The sequence below is a fragment of the uncultured Thiodictyon sp. genome (assembly GCF_903828115.1).
Classification (GTDB): domain Bacteria; phylum Pseudomonadota; class Gammaproteobacteria; order Chromatiales; family Chromatiaceae; genus Thiodictyon.
The window spans coordinates 1-13,991 of the sequence record NZ_CAIKKU010000598.1; the positions used below are offsets into that span (position 1 = coordinate 1).

The 13,991-nt window shown below is 66.7% G+C and carries 14 protein-coding genes and 1 pseudogene; 8 read left to right on the forward strand and 7 right to left on the reverse strand.

Annotated elements, in window-relative coordinates; genetic code table 11:
- Positions 1 to 218: 218 nt before the first annotated feature.
- From QZY48_RS22530 to QZY48_RS22540, 3 genes and pseudogenes are all read left to right on the forward strand, one after another.
- Positions 219 to 620, forward strand: coding sequence for a Rap1a/Tai family immunity protein (locus QZY48_RS22530; RefSeq protein WP_295435342.1), 402 nt, complete (start codon positions 219 to 221; stop codon positions 618 to 620).
- A 127-nt stretch (positions 621 to 747) separates the two neighbouring features.
- Positions 748 to 990: a glycine zipper domain-containing protein gene (locus QZY48_RS22535; protein ID WP_295435343.1), complete on the forward strand. Its 243-nt coding sequence runs from the start codon at positions 748 to 750 to the stop codon at positions 988 to 990.
- A gap of 224 nt (positions 991 to 1,214) precedes the next feature.
- Positions 1,215 to 1,490, forward strand: a pseudogene (locus QZY48_RS22540) (RNA-binding protein); the annotation flags it as partial.
- Positions 1,491 to 1,972: 482 nt separating this feature from the next.
- Here the strand turns inward: QZY48_RS22540 and QZY48_RS22545 are convergent.
- Complete coding sequence (locus QZY48_RS22545) at positions 1,973 to 2,245, reverse strand: hypothetical protein (protein WP_295435346.1); 273 nt, start codon at positions 2,243 to 2,245, stop codon at positions 1,973 to 1,975.
- A gap of 992 nt (positions 2,246 to 3,237) precedes the next feature.
- On the opposite strand from QZY48_RS22545, the gene ftsY reads away from it, so the two are divergent.
- The 5 genes from ftsY to QZY48_RS22570 all read left to right on the forward strand — a co-directional run bounded on the left by ftsY (position 3,238) and on the right by QZY48_RS22570 (position 6,990).
- Positions 3,238 to 4,206: a signal recognition particle-docking protein FtsY gene (ftsY, locus tag QZY48_RS22550; protein ID WP_295435362.1), complete on the forward strand. Its 969-nt coding sequence runs from the start codon at positions 3,238 to 3,240 to the stop codon at positions 4,204 to 4,206.
- Between the two features lie 317 nt (positions 4,207 to 4,523).
- Positions 4,524 to 5,363 (forward strand): RNA polymerase sigma factor RpoH, encoded by an 840-nt coding sequence (rpoH, locus tag QZY48_RS22555; protein ID WP_295435347.1) that lies wholly within the window; start codon positions 4,524 to 4,526, stop codon positions 5,361 to 5,363.
- A gap of 390 nt (positions 5,364 to 5,753) precedes the next feature.
- The gene (locus QZY48_RS22560; RefSeq protein WP_295435348.1) at positions 5,754 to 6,350 is read left to right on the forward strand and encodes a PAS domain S-box protein; all 597 of its coding nucleotides are present in this window, start codon (positions 5,754 to 5,756) and stop codon (positions 6,348 to 6,350) included.
- Positions 6,350 to 6,673 (forward strand): EAL domain-containing protein, encoded by a 324-nt coding sequence (locus QZY48_RS22565; protein ID WP_295435349.1) that lies wholly within the window; start codon positions 6,350 to 6,352, stop codon positions 6,671 to 6,673. Before QZY48_RS22560 ends, QZY48_RS22565 begins: the two co-directional genes overlap by 1 nt.
- Positions 6,631 to 6,990: an EAL domain-containing protein gene (locus tag QZY48_RS22570; protein ID WP_295435350.1), complete on the forward strand. Its 360-nt coding sequence runs from the start codon at positions 6,631 to 6,633 to the stop codon at positions 6,988 to 6,990. Before QZY48_RS22565 ends, QZY48_RS22570 begins: the two co-directional genes overlap by 43 nt.
- A 339-nt stretch (positions 6,991 to 7,329) precedes the next feature.
- Here QZY48_RS22570 and QZY48_RS22575 read toward each other — a convergent pair whose 3' ends face one another.
- The 6 genes from QZY48_RS22575 to QZY48_RS22600 form a co-directional block, all read right to left on the reverse strand.
- On the reverse strand, positions 7,330 to 8,511 hold the full coding sequence (locus tag QZY48_RS22575) for an alkaline phosphatase family protein (protein ID WP_295435351.1): 1,182 nt from the start codon (positions 8,509 to 8,511) through the stop codon (positions 7,330 to 7,332).
- A gap of 160 nt (positions 8,512 to 8,671) precedes the next feature.
- Positions 8,672 to 9,556 carry an Rpn family recombination-promoting nuclease/putative transposase gene (locus QZY48_RS22580; RefSeq protein WP_295435353.1) on the reverse strand — a complete coding sequence of 295 codons (885 nt, stop codon included), beginning with the start codon at positions 9,554 to 9,556 and terminating at the stop codon, positions 8,672 to 8,674.
- A gap of 160 nt (positions 9,557 to 9,716) precedes the next feature.
- On the reverse strand, positions 9,717 to 10,829 hold the full coding sequence (locus QZY48_RS22585) for a hypothetical protein (protein ID WP_295435355.1): 1,113 nt from the start codon (positions 10,827 to 10,829) through the stop codon (positions 9,717 to 9,719).
- Positions 10,819 to 13,302, reverse strand: a complete 2,484-nt coding sequence (locus QZY48_RS22590; protein WP_295435357.1) for a DEAD/DEAH box helicase family protein — start codon at positions 13,300 to 13,302, stop codon at positions 10,819 to 10,821. Before QZY48_RS22590 ends, QZY48_RS22585 begins: the two co-directional genes overlap by 11 nt.
- A gap of 6 nt (positions 13,303 to 13,308) precedes the next feature.
- A complete protein-coding gene (locus QZY48_RS22595) occupies positions 13,309 to 13,602 on the reverse strand; it encodes a DUF2442 domain-containing protein (RefSeq protein WP_295435359.1) in 294 nt (97 codons plus the stop codon).
- Positions 13,603 to 13,612: 10 nt separating this feature from the next.
- Positions 13,613 to 13,991: DUF4160 domain-containing protein (locus QZY48_RS22600; RefSeq protein ID WP_295435361.1), on the reverse strand; the 379-nt coding region annotated here is incomplete at its 5' end.

Consider the following 13,991-nt stretch of genomic DNA (forward strand, 5'->3'; position numbering starts at 1 on the left):
CGTTGTCGTTGTCGAATAATCCGACCACGATTACGACAACGACAACGACAACGACGCCCGGTCCGTGAGAACGTCCGGTAGGAGGCTGCCGTACCTGCGGCAACCCGGGTTAGAATGGCTGGGGTGCCGTCGCGGTTACGGGCGCGACGCGGCGAGCGGCAGTCCGGTAGGGGGCGTCCAGCGGGCGTCGATCAGACAATCAACGAAGTGGAGCCATCATGATTTTCAAACGAGTAACGATCAGCGCCGGGCTCGCCGCCCTGCTCACGCTGGGTCTCGGTCACCCCGCGGCGGCGGTGGAGAACGCCGACTTCCGCTTCGATACCACCAAGGAACTCTACAGCGTCTGCGCGGTGCCGGTGGACACGGCCGAGTACCCGATGGCCCGCCAGGCGTGCCGGGCCTTCATCGAGGCGGTGGCCCAGTACCACGATGCGGTCAGCAAGCCGGGGAAGTTGAAGCGGCTGGTCTGTTTCCCGCCGAACGCCACCATCGAGAACGGCGTTACCGCCTTCACTGCCTGGGCCGCGGCCAAGGCCGGGGACGCGCAGGCGATGGGCGCGCCGCCGGTGCTGGGCCTGCTCCGCGCCCTGGCGGCCAAGTATCCCTGCAAGGGTTGAACGCGCCCCCGATGCGCCCTCCGGTGCTGATCGATTGCCCGGTTCGGCGTAGTCGAGCCCCATCGGTCTCTAACGTTTCAGGGATGCGGCCCGCGGCCGTGTCCGCCAAATTCCAGGAGCCCCGTGTATGAAGACCCTTTCGCTCAAGACCCTTGCAGTCCCCAGCCTCCTGATCGCCACGCTGGCCATCGCCGGTTGCGGGACCACCACCGGCAGCCGCGCCGGGAGCGGCGCGCTCATGGGCGCCGCGGGCGGTGCCCTGATCGGCTCCCTGAGTGCCAACGCCGGTGCCGGCGCCCTGATCGGGCTCGGTGTGGGCGCCCTGGGCGGCTACCTCTACGACCAGCATCGTCGGGGCAATATCGACTGAGGTGGTCAGGGTCAAGCCTTTTTCGTCGAATCATGGTTGACGCCTTGACCTTGATCCACTACTTTTCATCTTGTTTCGATCGCACTGGCCGGGTGTCCGGGGCAGGGCGGTGCCGGCCAGGCCGCGGTGCCTGCGCAGATTCTCAGTTTCCGGTGAGCGGACTTGTGTGTTGGTCGCTCCCCGGGTTTCCTCCGATCAATACACAAGAAGCGTGAGAGAAAGCGATGAGGATCTACGTAGGCAACCTAACCTATACCGTCACCGATGAGGATTTGCGCGACGTGTTCGGCGAGTACGGGGAACTCGCCAGCGCCGAGGTCATCAAGGACAAGTTTTCCGGACAGTCCAAGGGCTTCGGGTTTGTGGATATGCCCAACGGCACCGAGGCGGAGACCGCCATCAAGGAACTGAACGAGTCCGTGTTCAAGGGCCGCAAACTGACCGTCAACGAGGCGCGCCCGCGCGACCAACAAAGCCGTCCGCGTGGTGGCGGTGGCGGGGGTGGGGGCGGGGGTGGTGGCTGGGGCGGCGGCGGCGGCCGTGATCGTGACCGCGATGGCGGCGGTCGGGAAGGCGGCGGGCGCTACTGACCGACCCGGGGCCGCGCCGCACCTCAATGCGGCGCGTCCTGCGAGGGAACCGGAGGTCGAGGCTTTACCCTGAAAGTCCGGCGGGGCCCTGTGGGAGCGGCTTTACCGTGAAAGTCTCCGCAGATATCTGTAAATACGGTCTTTTTTCCGCAACGATGACCGAAAACAACCGATAAGCGGGGCAGCGCCCCGTTAGCCTGAAGTACTTTCATGTTCCGGGGTGGTAAAGCCGCCTTCCATGGCCGTTAGCCGCGACGAGGCCTCGCGGGCTACCCGAGCGTCGCGGGTCACCGCTTCTGCGTCTCTGCGCCTCTGCGTGAGACCTCCTAAAGAATCTCACGCAGAGACGCAGAGAAGAATCGCTTAATTCTACTTCGTCACATTCGTAGCTTTCAGCCCCTTTGCTCACGGCGTTGTTTTTCAAAGGCGTAGTCGATGGCCGCCTGTCGTTTTGCGTGGCGCACCTGCATCTGGCGGATGACCTCGTCGATACTGACGTCACGGCGCGGTAGGAAGTGGGCCAAGAGGGTCTCCAGGTCCGCGCAACTGGGCAGGGGCACAGTGTCAGCGGCAGCGACGCGCTCCTCCAGCATGAACAGCATCGCCATCATGACCAAGGCCATGTGGTGATGCCAGACCCGCTGATGCAGAACCTCAATGATCAATCTCCAAGGCTAAGTCGGCCTTGCTGCGCAAGCACTGCGCGGCCTTGGGCACCCCGGCCACCGCACAGCGCTTGGCGTTCTCCACCCAGACCTTCGGCGCGTGCGCAACTGGAAAGACGCCGCGTAGCGATCACAAAAAGACACAAAACGTTGAGCCACCGCTTCCACAGGGCTCGTAACATCTTGAATCATCTTAAAGGGGGGTTGGTTCCGGTGGGCCTCGGTTCATCCGCTTGGCCGTATCTAAAGGGCTTGATTCAAGCCCCTTTTCTACTCAACTTCTGGCGATATTTCAAAATGTTGAATGTGACGGAGTAGAATTATTCGCTGACGACAACGACCGTGTACCCGGGATCTCGGTCACCACATCAGTTCTGATCGCACCCGTGCGGTGCTCCCGCCCGGCCGGGGGGCGGTCGATCTGGTAGCATGATGCGCCCGTGCGGCGATCCTTCCCCTACGCACCCATCCTGGCGATTCCTATGTTCGGTTTTGGAAGAAAAAAGCTCAAGCAGACGGCGGTTAGCGAGGACGGGCAGCCGTCCGACGGTGAGGAATCCGCGGCGGCCAAGGAGGGGATCTTCAAACGCCTGTTCGGGGCGCGCGACGGCGAGGACCTGGGCTGGGTGCCGGGGCTCGGGCCGCTGCCGGAGGCGGGTGGGGAACCTGCCGCCGAGCCCACGCCCGCGGCCGTTGCGCCGACGGCGGCGCCGGGCGGCGCGGTCGCTGCCGTCGCGCCGACGGTGCCCGAGACCCCGGTGGAATTCGAGGCCGCCCCTGAGCCCGAGCGCGCGTTCGCCCCCGCGCCCGCGCCGACCCCCGGGCCCGCCCCGTCGGCGGAGTCCGGCGAGTCACCCGTGCCCAAGGCCGGGCTTTTCAAACGCATCTTCCACCGTGCGGACGAGACCCCTGACGCGCCGCCGGCCGCGCGGCTCGACTCGACGCTGCCCGACCCGGCGGCCCCGCCCCCCAAGCCGCCCTATGCGCTGAAGATCATCCCGATCCGCGACCAGCCGGTGGACTGGGAGTTGCCGGAAGTCAGGCAGGGGCTCTTCAGCCGCCTGCGCGAACGGCTCTCGCGCAGCCGCACCCAGCTCGGATCGGGGCTCGGGAATCTGTTCCTGGGCCGCAAGAAGATCGACGATGAGTTGATGGAGGAGTTGGAGACCCTGCTCCTGACGGCCGATGTGGGGATCGATGCGACCGCGCGCGTCATCGACGATCTGACCCGCCGGGTGAAGCGCAAGGCGCTCGCGGACCCGCAGGCACTGCTCGCGGCGCTGAAAGAGGCCTTGCGCCAGATCCTTATCGCCGCGGAGGTCCCGGTCCGGCAGGCGGCCCCGGACCGGCCCCAGGTCGTCCTGATGGTGGGGGTCAACGGGGCCGGCAAGACGACGACCATCGGCAAGCTCGCGCGCTACCTGCAGGCGGACGGCAACAGCATCATGCTGGCCGCGGGGGACACCTTCCGCGCCGCCGCGGTGGAGCAGTTACAGGCCTGGGGCGAGCGCAACCGGGTGCCGGTGATCGCCCAGAAGGGCGGGGCGGACTCCGCCTCGGTGATCTTCGACGCGCTCCAGGCGGCGACCGCCCGCGGGATAGACGTGCTGATCGCCGACACCGCCGGGCGTCTCCACACCAAGACCAACCTGATGGACGAACTGACCAAGATCGCCCGGGTGCTGCGCAAGATCGACCCGGAGGCCCCGCACGAGGTGCTGCTGGTGGTGGACGCCACCACGGGTCAAAACGGGCTCAATCAGGCGGTGCAGTTCCACCAGGCGGTGCCCCTGACCGGGATCGCCCTGACCAAGCTCGACGGCACCGCCAAGGGCGGCATCGTCTTCGCCATCGCCGACAAGCTCAAGGTGCCGATCCGCTTCATCGGGGTGGGGGAGTCGATCGAGGACCTGCGGCCCTTCGACGCCGACGAGTTCCTGGATGCCCTGTTGGGGCAGTAGGCGGGTCCGCGGTGGTCGCGATCTGCACACGCGGCGCTGGATGAAGTAACTGTAATCTGCCTGTAATATTGTGCGGGTAATATCAGAACTAAAAGAATAATAAGACTATTTTCAAAGCATCGGCACAGCATATCGGAAGGATCGGAACATTCGATGCCCCGTTTGCCGGAATGGCTATTGTACAAACCCCCGACCTTGCCTAAAGTCCCTGCAAGCCTTGAAGCAGGGCGGTCCCGCAACCATTGCAAAGTTGCTGGTAAAATCCGCAGTGTTCTGCTAGGCTTTTGTTCCAGGCGTCCAACTCAGGTACCAAGCACATGGCCAAAGATTTCGCTCTCATGCCCACCGGCAATATCGATGCGTACATCAGCGCCTCCTACCAGATCCCGGTGCTGACCCCCGAGGAGGAGCGGAGCCTCGCCGAGAACCTGCGCGACCATGGCGACATGGAGGCGGCGCGGCGGATGGTGATGTCACACCTGCGGTTCGTGATCCGCATCGCCCGCGGCTATTTGGGCTACGGCCTGCCCCTGCCGGACCTGATCCAGGAGGGCACGGTGGGTCTGATGAAGGCGGTGCGGCGCTTCGAGCCCGACATGGGCGTGCGCCTGGTCTCATTCGCGGTGCACTGGATTCGCGCCGAGATCCACGAGTACATCCTGCGCAACTGGCGCATCGTGAAGGTGGCCACGACCAAGGCCCAGCGTAAGCTGTTCTTCAACCTGCGCAGCGCCAAGAAGCGGCTCGGCTGGTTCACCCACGCCGAGGTGCTGGCGGTCGCGGCCGACCTGGGGGTGAAGCCCGAGACGGTGCTGGAGATGGAGTCGCGCCTCTCCAACCAGGACCTGGCCTTCGACGGCTACGAGGACGATGACGACGAGTCCCCCTCCGCGCCCTCCACCTACCTGCCGGATTCGCGCATGGAGCCCCTGCGGATGCTGGAGCGCGAGGATACCGAGAGCAAGGACAAGGCGCGTCTCTATGCCGCCATCCAGGGCCTGGACGAGCGCAGCAAGGTGATCCTGCGCGAGCGCTGGCTGACCGAGAAGAAGCAGACGCTGCATGAACTGGCCCAGCAGTTCAACGTCTCGGCCGAGCGGATTCGCCAGATCGAGAAGAACGCGATGAAGAAGCTGCGACTGCAACTGGCCATCTGAACCCGTCGGGGCGGGCGTCAAACCCGCCCCCGCGGCATCGCATCCTACCAAGGCCCGCCCAGTGCGGGCCTTCTCGTTGGCGCCGACGCAAGCGTCGCTGCGCGCCTTTCACGGCAAAGACTGCTACCGAGTTCACACCCCTCGGTGGTATAACGCCTAAAATCCGAGTCGAGACGACGGGCGGGGGCCCGCTCGTCTGGTCAATTCCACATACCGGGGGAGAGGTTGTGGTAACGATGATGGAATCTCCGGGCGCCCGCCTTGGTGGTGACGAGGCCCGCGCCTTGTCGGCCCCGCGGGCAACGATGGCCGATCAGCCAGCCCGGCGAACTGGGGGGGAAGCCCCTCCCGGGAGCTCAACGAGGCGCGCTTTCAGAAATGGACTCGGATATGAGCGAGCTGGACCGCGCCGAGGCCGAGCTGCGGGTGGCCGCCACCGCCTTCGAGTCCCAGCAGGGCATGATCATTACCGATGCGCAGGGCGTGATACTGCGGGTCAATGAGTCCTTCAGCCGGGTGACCGGGTACTCGGCGCAGGAGGCCGTAGGACAGACGCCGCGCCTGATCCAGTCAGACCGTCATACCCCGGATTTCTATGCGCAGATGTGGCGCGGTCTGCTCGCTACCGGGCACTGGCAGGGCGAACTCTGGAACCGGCGCAAGGGTGGCGAGGTCTATGCGGTCTGGGCCACGATCTGCGCCGTCACGGATGACGCCGGGCGGGTGACCCACTATGTCGGAACCCAGACCGACATGACCCAGCGCAAGGAGGCGGAGGCCAGGATCCTGCATCTGGCCTTCTATGACCCCCTGACCCGACTGCCGAACCGGCGCCTGTTGCTCGATCGGCTCCAGCAGGCGGCGGTGTCGAGCCTGCACAACCAGTGCGTCGGGGCCCTGCTGTTCCTCGATCTGGACAGTTTCAAGACACTCAACGATACCCTATTACGCTCTTTTCCAGTCGGGAAACCAGTGTCGATGCGCTGATGAAGCAGGCCGATCTGGCCATGTACGAGGCCAAGGGCTCCGGGCGCAACACCTTGCGCTTCTTCGACCCGGAGATGCAGGAGGCCGTCACCTTGCGGGCCGCACTGGTGAGCGGTCTGCGCGAGGGCCTGCGCGAGCGGCAGTTTCGACTCTTCTACCAACCCCAGGTGGACAGCGGCGGCCGTCTCGTCGGGGCCGAGGCCCTGGTCCGCTGGCAATGCCCGGTCCGCGGACTGGTGCTGCCCGCGGAGTTTATCCCGGTCGCCGAGGAGTCCGGCTGGTGGAGGATGTCAGCGACATCAGCGCCAAGATGTCGGCCCTGAAGGAACTGGGCCTTGGTTTGGTCTTGGACGATTTCGGCACCGGGTATTCGTCGCTGTCCCACCTGCGGCGCCTGCCCCTGGACCAGTTAAAGATCGATCGGTCGCTCGTGCGCGACCTGTTGTTTGACCAGAACAGTGTCGCCATCGCCCAGACCATCATCGTCCTCGGTCAGACCATGGGCCTGGCGGTGCTCGCCGAAGGCGTGGAGACCGCCGGCCAGCGGGACTTGCTCGCCGGCCTGGGCTGCCACCTCTACCAGGGCTACCTGTTCGGCCGGCCGATGCCGCTTGAGGAGTTTGCGCGGTTGGTTTTCTAGTACCCCGTTCCAGCTATTCTTGCGCCTGCTCAAGCCCCGCAGGGGCGCGATATACCAGCCCAGGGCAACGCCCTGGGATAGCGTTGTTTATTCGGCCTAGCCCTGAAAGGGCGTGACATAAGGAGCCGCGCCGTTATGTCACGCCCTTTCAGGGCTGGGGTTTCTTATCCGTCATACCCAGGGCGTTGCCCTGGGCTCGTATGTCGCGCCCCTTCGGGGCTTGAGCGGCGCAAGATTAGGCAAAATAAGGTACTGGTTCCGTGCGGCAGAGTTCCCGATACTAGTCGGCACGGCCCTTGATGCTTGGCTTGTGGCCTGCGACTGTGAGGCCAAGCCTCGCTACACCCGCATCGCGCAGAGCGGTACCAGCAGTTCGGTCCGACTCAGGCCCCCGTGTTGACCGATCAGTGTCTTGGGTTCCTCGAAGGGTAGTGATTGGCGCACGATGCGGTGCCCTCGGGGCAGCAGGCAGTAGTCCCCGATGCGGTCACTGAAGCGCGGATGGGGGCGGCCGGTGCCGAACCAGCCGGCGTCCACCAGGTCGCGGCTCGGCCGGACCTCCACCAGGGTGCCCAGGGGCCCGGCGCAATAGTCCAGAAAGCGGTCCTCGCGCCCGGCGCGCAGGTAGCAGAAGGCGGCGCGCGGCTCCCCGCACAGGGGCAGGGCCAGGCAGTCAGTGAGGCCCGGGTGGTCCGCCAGATCGATCAGGTCGGCAGGCCCCGTGTCCACCTGGCCGTGGTCGGCGGTCACCAGCACCAGGGTATCGGTCCCGGCGGCGGCGACCAGGAAATCGGTGATCGCCTGCTCGAGCGCGCGCAGGTGGGCCGCCGCCGCCGCGCTGCCCATCCCCTGGTGGTGCCCGATCGAGTCCAGTTCCGGCCAATAGCAATAGACATACTTGGGCACCCGGTCGCGGCGCAGCGCCCGGGTGGTCTGGCGGAACAGGTCGTGCAGGTCCGCGTAGGGCACGACCTGCGCCGGTCCCACATGCGCCAGGTTGTAGTCCGAGCGGGCGATGCGGTTGGGGCTCACCACCAGGCCGCGGGTGCGGATGCGCGCGAAGATCGACTGGTGCCCGAAGAGCCGTAGCGGGTCGATCCCGGCCTTGCGGTAGGGCACACCGCCGTAGCGGGGGACGCCCGGCAGCACCGTCATCACACAGGCGAGTTCGGAAAACCAGGTGTACCAGCCGGTCAGTCCGTGCTGAAGCGGTCCATCGCCGGTCAGAAAGCTGGTGATCGCGGTGGCCGTGGTCGAGGGGAAGACCGTGGTCAGGGTCCCCACCCGGTGTCGGCTCAAGAGCCCGGCGGGCGAGCGCTCCGCGAGCCAGTCGGCCCCCAGCCCGTCGATCACCAGGAGCACGATGTTGGTCGCGCGCGCCATCTCGGCGGCGGGGGTCAGGGTCGACTGCGGGTAATCGCTGCGCCCGCCTCGGGCGCGGATGATCGAGGCCATCAGATTGACGATGCCGCCGCCTTGGTAGTCGGGTGTGAGGGTGGGGGCCTGGGCGTCGTCGGTCATCCGGGGTGCATCGCTGAAGGGGCGCGACCGTCGCACCCGAGCCCTTAGCGTATCACCGGCAGGGCCGCGCCTACCCGCCGCTGGGTCCGGGAACCCGGAGCGCTCGTTGGTGCGCAAATGAACGCCGATAAACGCAAATATCGGGGAGCTGCGTCCATGGTCAAAGGCCGGCAATGACCTCGTGGTCCAGCCCGGTGGACTGGGCGATGACGCTCGGCGCGACACCGTTGGCCTTCATCGCCCGGGCGATCTCCAGCGTGCGCTCTTCGCGACCCTTCTCGCGCCCCTCCTCGCGCCCCTCGAGCTTGCCGAGCCCATAGTTCGACGCCACCAGGCTCGCCTGCAAGTGCAGATCGTCCTGCCAGCGCTCGTAGGCGGCGCGCTCCGCCGGTGCAAGCTTGAGTACATCGAGCTTCTCCTTGGCCTCGCGCAGGCCCTTGGCCGAGAAGCCGTCCTGAATCGCCTCGTGCTTGAGGAAATAGACCCACTCGTCGAGGGTGTCGCGGGCGATGTCGTCGAACCGCTCGACCTTGATCAGGTAATACTCGGGGAACAGCTCGTGGGTGTACTCGCGTCCCGGAAACAGTTGACGTTGGGCGCGGCTCAAGTCCAGCTCATCGTGCTTGTGCAGGCCGTGAAAGCGGGTGGTGCCGCGGTAGATATAGTCCTCGCCGTGGCCCAGGTCGAAATAGAGGATGTTGACCGAGATGACCTTGACCAGGTCCGCATAGGCCTCACCGGCATCCAGATGCTCGACCAAGGTTCGGGCGCTGCCGTAGAGCATCCGCGACAGATAATCGTGCTGGCGCTCGTATTGAACCTCGATCAGCACCAGCTCGCCGCGGTGGTTGCGTACCTTGAGATCCAGGCGGTTGGAACGGTCGTCGGCCGTGTCGCGGTTCGACTCCGATTCCAGGACCTCCTGGATCTGGACGTCCTCGCGCAGCAGCTCGCTCAAGAAGCCCTCGAGGATGCCGAAGTTGGCCTTGCTGCGCAGCAGCCGTTTCATGGCCCAGTCGAAGCTGATGAGCTTGCGTGTTGGCATGGTCGCTGACTCCGCGGGAGAGGGATGGGTCGGGCACACAAGTATAGCTTGTGTCGGTTGCGGGCGGCTTGACGTGACGGGGGCTGCATTGCCGTGCGCGGAGACGCTGCAAGTATTCCAGATCTTGGCCTCGGCAACGATCCCGCACTGCGCGGTTGCCTCAAGGGCCTGCCGCTTCGTGCCGGCGCCGCCACAACTCCGCGCACGGGGTCGGATGATCGCGCAGCGCGCTCGCCTGCTCGCCGCCGATGCCGAATCGGCGTTGCGCCGCGTAGTCCATCAGTTGCCGCTGCCGTTGCCAGATGGCCGAGCCCCCGATCCGCCCCCGGGCGTCGGCCCTGAGATAGTCCCGCAGCAGGGCGCCGATGAAGGCGCACTCGGACTGATCGCGGTCCTCCCGGCGCAGCGCAACCTCGTGCTGCAACTCATCGAGCGGAGTGAAATAGCTGGTGTCGTCCAAGACCTCGGCCGCCAGTGCCAACACCGGGTCGAGTTCCGTATCCTGGGTCAGCAGCCGCAGGACCTCATCGATATGGCCGCGGTCGGCCCGCGGGAACAGGACCCGCCCGCGCCTGAAATCTGCCTCGGAGGGGCTCACGTCCTGACCCGTCTCGTCCCTGACGGCGAACTTGGCCTGGGCGGTCAGCCCCTCATAGGAGGAGGTGGACAGCAGGACGCCACGCACCCGGAAGGTCCAAGGCTCGCCCGCGTAAACCACTTGTTGATGAGTCGCCGCCAGTTGCCGCTCCACCACATGGGGCATATAGAGGGTCGAGACGATCTTGTAGTCCGACCAGCCGGCCCCGGCGCCAATGGCCAGGCCCTTGGGATCGACGAAACCGAAGGTCTGGATGCGCCGCTCATAGTCCAGGATCCAGACGATGAAGTCGGGATAAAACCAGTCCGAATCGCCCACCCGCACTCGGAAGGAGTCGTTGCGCTTCTCGATATTGCGTTTGAGCCAGAGGTCATGCGCCCCCCACTTGAGCGGCGTGCGCGGCCCCTTGGGGTGATTGCCCGCCGGATAGAGCCGCAGGATCAGGTCCCGCACGAAGGCCTCTTCATTCAAATCCAGGGTCCCGGGACCCGCATCCACCCGGTCCTCCCGCGGCTTCAGGAGCAGGGGTTGGTAGACACTCCCGGGGGCCATGACCTCGATACCGGCGCAATGGGGGTCGACGATCAGCGGCAGATTCGCGATGTCCGGGCAGGCCAGCGGCGCGCCGCCGAACAGTTCGCCCTGGCCGGGTGCGGCGGGCCTCTTAGTCGCCATGGGTGACCTCCTTGAAATAGGTATCGGGGATGCCGCTCGCCTCTGCCGGGATCAGACCATAGCGGCTCAAGCGGTTCTCTGCCCGGCGCTCTGCCGCCTCGAGCAGGCGCTGCACCAGGCTGGTCGCCAGGCGGTTGATACGGGCCAGGTCCGCCGCCGTGTGGACCTCGAACTGCCCCGGGAGGCCCTGGACCTCGTAGTGTCCGCCTGCCAGGGCCGCGCTGATCGCCGCACGATCGAAGGCCAGGTTCCACCGGCCCTGGACGCGCCGCCACTCCACCAGGTCCCGCCAGACCGCGTCCTGGTCCACCAGGCCCAGCCGCTGCCGGAACTGCGCCGTGAGGTCCTGACTCAGGGTGCCCTGGCGGGTCGCGACCCGCCCATCCGCGAGCCCCGAGGCGGCGATGGCGGCGCCGAGCGAGACCCGCACCCGGCCGAGCCCGGCCAGCCACCCGGACCCCAGGGCGGCGACCTGGAACTCGGCGCGTCCCGGCACCACGGCGCGTACCGCCTGCAGCAGGGGCGGCGCGTGTCTCTGTACCGCGCACTCAATGCGGTGGGAGTCCGCAACCCCGTTGTCCGTCAAACCTTTGAGGAAGGCGTCCAGATACCTGGACTTCAGCCCGTAGACATAGGCGGTCTGCAGCGGCGCCAGCACCGCCGGGGGCCGCTCCAGGCGCTTGCCGTCCCCGCGCACCCCGGCGAGCCGCACCACCCGGCCAAACATCTGGATGATGAGCGAACCCTCCCCCTGGCCCAGCCGCAGCAAGGTGAGCGAGGAGGCACGGTAGTTGTCCCAACCCTCGGCGAAACGGCGCGAGCCGATCAGGCAGTTGAGCCCGCTGCCGGGGGCCTCGATGGCCGCGAAGAGCGAACCCGAGAGTGCATCCTCCTCGACCGCCAGCCCGACCCCTTCCAGGGCCCGCCTGAGTCCCGCCGCATCCCCGACGTTGACCACCCCGTAGTAATGGGTGCTGTCCCCGCGGCGCAGCCCCAGACCCAGTTCACCCGTTGCCGCGCCGATCAGGCGCAGCACCGGCTTGTCCCCGGCTTGCCAACCGAAGCAGTCGGCCAGCACCCGCCCGGCAAGCGCCTGCGGCGCAAAACCGGCAGCGGCGGCGCGCACCGTCGTCGGCAGCAGGTCGGCACCGGATTGCGCGTCGCCGGCCGTCGCCGCGAGCAGGGCGCTCAGGCGCCCGCCCAGGTCCGCGGGGGCCGCCAGGATGGCCGACAGGAACCGCAGCACGTCCACCACGTCCGAGGTCTGTTCCTTGTCGCCCTCGTTCCTGGTACTGCCGATGACCGAGAGTCCGAGCAGCACCCACAGGGGCGGGGCCGCCTCCAGCCCCAGTTGCGCCGCCGCCGCGCGCCCGGCCGGCGAGCGGAAGCAGGCGACCTGGTGCCAGAAGGCGAGCAGGGCCGCGGTCAGCGTCTGTTGCTGGGCGGCGCGGGCGGCGTCCCCGGCCGCCTGCACCCGCACATGCCAGAAGTCCTTACCGTAGCGGTCACGGTGGAAGCGGTCGTAGGCATAGTCGAAGACCACCGCCCGGGCGTAGCGGTCGAAGGCGTGCTCCCCCTCCGCCACCTGACCGAAGGTGGCCGAGAATTCGATCAGGAGGCCGCGCCGGGCCGGCTCCGGGGCGCCGATTCCGGCCAGGTCCGCCTGCAGGGCCTTCCACACACTCGCCTCGGCGCGCTGGCCCTTGTGCCCCTCGTCCACGAAGACCAGGTTGCAGCCGTCGCTGAAGACGTGGGTCGGCACCGTCACGCCGTCCCCGCGCTTCTGGGCGGTCAGCTTGTTGATATCGAGCACGATCACCGTCTCCGGCGGCAGCCGCCCCAGGGCCGCGGCCTCGCCGTCCATGGGATAGGCGAAGACCTCCCAGACCGCGAGTCGGCGCAGGCGTTCGGCATGTTGGCGGGTCAGGGCCTCGGAGGGCGTCACCACCAGCACCCGGCCCCAGGCCCGGCGCCGCTCCAGCAGGGCGAGAGCGGCGTGCAGCAGATGGGTCTTGCCGGCCGCCGTCGCCATCCAGAAGGCCGCCAGTTGCAGGTCGGCCGACCCGAAGGCCGACACCGACTCCCCCTTGGGCGGGTGCCCGGCCAGCCAGGCGTTCAGGCGGGCCAGGAAGGCCTCAGGGTCATCCAGTTGGGCGTCCACCCAGTGGGCGAACAGGATCAGGGCCAGGTATTGGGCGTAGCGCGGCGCGAACCGCACCTGGGCGCACGCCTGCCGGACCTGTGCGTCCAATGCGGTCAGCGCGCTCCCGTCCCCGCGGCAGAGCGAGGCCAGTGCCTCCAGGTAGCGACCCTCCGCCAGGCCGCCCGCCGCGCCGCAGTTCTCCTCCACGTTGCGCAACTGTGCCATCGCCGACGCCAGCGTGAGGCCCACCTCGTCCGCCAGGGCATCGCGCAGGACCAGGGCGGCCTTCAGGCGGGCGTGGCCGGAGCGTTTCGCGGGTGCCTTACTCATGTGAGCCTATTCACTCCCCGCTCCCCCGGCGGGGAGGGTCTGCGCGCTGACCACTTGGCCAGGGGCGAGCGGTTCCGAATCCAGGTACAGGGTTTCGGGCGCAATATCGATATTCCCCGGCCAGACCACGGTACCGATGCCCACCTGCGCGGCGGCGAACAGGGGCGAATCCTTGAGCCGGTCGAAGGGCCTCTCGGCGAAGAGATCAGACATGTCGAAGACGCGCCGCTCGCCATTCTCGAACTCCAGGAATAACAGATGGCCGTCGCGTGCATCGACTCTTACAACATCCAGCAACATGGTTGTCTCCTCATTGGAGCGGTGGAATGCGAAAGGGCTCTTGGCCGGACACGGCGAGCGCCCAATTGGCGTCCAGGGCGTCGCGGTGAATTTCCATCCAAGCCTGCACCAGGCGTGTTTGACGGGGCGGCAGATCCCCATCCAGGAGTTGGCCATCCGCGATGGCGTAGACCGCCTTGAAATCCTGATAGCGGGCATGAATATGCGGCAGGTTGTGCTGCTTCGTATCCTTGAAATAGATGGCGATCACAATTCCAAAAAACATACTGATAGCCGGCATCTCTGGTCCTCCGAAGCGATTGCTCTTTCTCAAAAAACCGCGCCTGGGGCCGCGCCTATAGGCCTGGATCGTCATCCCGGCCACTGGGAGCGCCGCACCCCAGTGCGGC

Excerpts from the sequence above, each read along its gene's own strand:
- QZY48_RS22530 (WP_295435342.1), top strand. The coding sequence starts at position 219 with ATGATTTTCAAACGAGTAACGATCAGCGCCGGGCTCGCCGCCCTGCTC.
- QZY48_RS22535 (WP_295435343.1), top strand. The coding sequence starts at position 748 with ATGAAGACCCTTTCGCTCAAGACCCTTGCAGTCCCCAGCCTCCTGATC.
- rpoH (WP_295435347.1), top strand. The coding sequence starts at position 4,524 with ATGGCCAAAGATTTCGCTCTCATGCCCACCGGCAATATCGATGCGTAC.
- QZY48_RS22560 (WP_295435348.1), top strand. The coding sequence starts at position 5,754 with ATGAGCGAGCTGGACCGCGCCGAGGCCGAGCTGCGGGTGGCCGCCACC.
- QZY48_RS22565 (WP_295435349.1), top strand. The coding sequence starts at position 6,350 with ATGAAGCAGGCCGATCTGGCCATGTACGAGGCCAAGGGCTCCGGGCGC.
- QZY48_RS22575 (WP_295435351.1), bottom strand. The coding sequence starts at position 8,511 with ATGACCGACGACGCCCAGGCCCCCACCCTCACACCCGACTACCAAGGC.
- QZY48_RS22580 (WP_295435353.1), bottom strand. The coding sequence starts at position 9,556 with ATGCCAACACGCAAGCTCATCAGCTTCGACTGGGCCATGAAACGGCTG.
- QZY48_RS22585 (WP_295435355.1), bottom strand. The coding sequence starts at position 10,829 with ATGGCGACTAAGAGGCCCGCCGCACCCGGCCAGGGCGAACTGTTCGGC.
- QZY48_RS22590 (WP_295435357.1), bottom strand. The coding sequence starts at position 13,302 with ATGAGTAAGGCACCCGCGAAACGCTCCGGCCACGCCCGCCTGAAGGCC.
- QZY48_RS22595 (WP_295435359.1), bottom strand. The coding sequence starts at position 13,602 with ATGTTGCTGGATGTTGTAAGAGTCGATGCACGCGACGGCCATCTGTTA.